Raw genomic sequence first — 1,841 nt, 5'->3', positions numbered from 1 at the left:
CACCATTATCGCGAGTTCCGCCGCCTGAAGCGGCGCCTTGGCGACCTTGGCAAGCTTGAGCATGTCGTGGCGCGCGGCCCCGAAGACATCCGCCATGCCATCGAAGGCTTCCTGTCGCTGGAAGCGGCCGGCTGGAAAGGCCGCGAACGCACCGCCATGGCGATCGACCGCTTCCGCGCCGCCTTCGCCCGCGAAGCCGTGCACCGGCTGGCCGAACAGGACATGTGCCGCATCCATTCGCTGACGCTCGACGGCCGCACCATCGCCTGCCTGATCGTCTTCGTCGAAGCCGGCATCGCCTATACCTGGAAGACGGCCTATGACGAGACGCTGGCCAGCTATTCGCCCGGCACGCTGCTGATGATCGAGGTGACCAGGCAGCATCTCGACGATCCCAACATCATGATGACCGATTCCTGCGCGGTGCCCGACCATCCGGTGATGAGCCGGCTATGGGCGGAGCGCAAGCCGATGGGCACGCTGGTGATCGGCCTGGCGCCGGATGCCGACCGCCTCACCCGCCAGGCCGCCTCGCAACTGCACCTCTACCGCGAGACCCGCAACATGGCCCGCCTGCTGCGCAACCGCATGAAGAGCCTGTTGGGGCGGCGCTGAGAAAAGGCAGGGTGCGGTTCTGGAGAATGGCACATCTTCGCTGCAATATTTGACGGGTGGGTGACCGGGAGTTTACTTCGGTTGCCAGCAGGCAAACGCGAATATTGATCTCTGCTTATAAAAAAACGAGATTTCTCGCAGAAATTTCCAGTGAAAGCCGATAAAACCTACTCGCATTCTTGTTCTTAATTCACGATAATCTAGTGATTCGGTAGCGATGAGAGAGAAATGTCGCTGAATCATGAGGCCAACGGCGCCCGGCACATCAGTGCGGAGGATAGCGCCGTTGTCCGAAGGGCCGACGAAGACTTCGACGAACTGATTCGAAGCATTCGAGCCGCAACGTATCAAGCTTTGCCTCTCTTCGAAGAGGAGCCCGTGACCGGATTGGCCCAGTCAGACACGCTGGCCGCCTCCCTCGGCTCGACTTCGGCCCGGACGGGCTCGAGCCAGGCCCGCGCCATGCGCGGCTCCTCGCCCTTGTCCAACGACAGGCTGGATCCACGTGCCGGTGACGACTCGGCGTGGTCGTTGGTTGACCACGATGTGGGCAGGCTTGATGCGCAAACGCACGATGCCGACGCTCCCGATACCGACAAATGGGAATTGCAGGAAGAGGTGGCGAAGCTGCAGCGCTTGCAGGATCGCACCTCGAAAGAGCTTGGGCGAAAATCGCGCGAGCTATCGATCGCGAGCAAGACCATTGCCGACCTGGAAGTCCAACTCAACAGGGCACGGCAGACCATTGCGCAAGCGGACAGGCATGCCGGCCAGCGCGCAACGCGGTTCCTCGAAGCGAATGTCGAGGTCGAGCGTCTGGGCCGGAACCTGGCGCGCGTGTCGGGGCAATTTCGCGACGAGATCATCGCCAGGCAAGCCGCAGAGCAGGCGCGTGAGGACGTTGCATCGCGGCTCGCCAGCTTGCAACAGGCCGCCATGCTGCTTCGTTCCAAGGTCGCGGATTACCAGCTCCACAACGAAAGACTGACCGGCAAACTGTCTGCGCAGATGCTGGTGCAGCAGGACCTGCAGGTGCGGCTGTCCACGCTCGAGCATCAGCGCGGCGTTCTCGGCGATTGCGCCGCCGCCGCGCAGGAGCGGGCCGTCGAACTTGAAAAGAGGTTGCGCTCGCTCCAGCGCAGCGCCGCCGATCAAAGCGTGGTCCGCGCAACGCCGAGGGTCGGGCAGCGCGCCGAGGACGTGGCCGAGTATCGGGGCCAAACCTC

2 protein-coding genes are annotated in these 1,841 nt (G+C 63.0%); both read left to right on the top strand.

The window, feature by feature from the left end:
• Positions 1 to 615: GNAT family N-acetyltransferase (locus tag EN939_RS32520; RefSeq protein ID WP_164751435.1), on the top strand; the 615-nt coding region annotated here is incomplete at its 5' end.
• Positions 616 to 843: 228 nt separating this feature from the next.
• A partial coding sequence (locus EN939_RS32515) for a hypothetical protein (protein WP_164751434.1) occupies positions 844 to 1,841 on the top strand: 998 nt, incomplete at its 3' end.

Origin of the sequence: Mesorhizobium sp. M7A.F.Ca.CA.002.05.1.1 (assembly GCF_003998335.1) — a bacterium.
Taxonomy (GTDB): domain Bacteria; phylum Pseudomonadota; class Alphaproteobacteria; order Rhizobiales; family Rhizobiaceae; genus Mesorhizobium.
The sequence above is the reverse complement of the archived record's forward strand: the minus strand, read 5'-3'. Positions and strand labels throughout refer to the sequence as shown.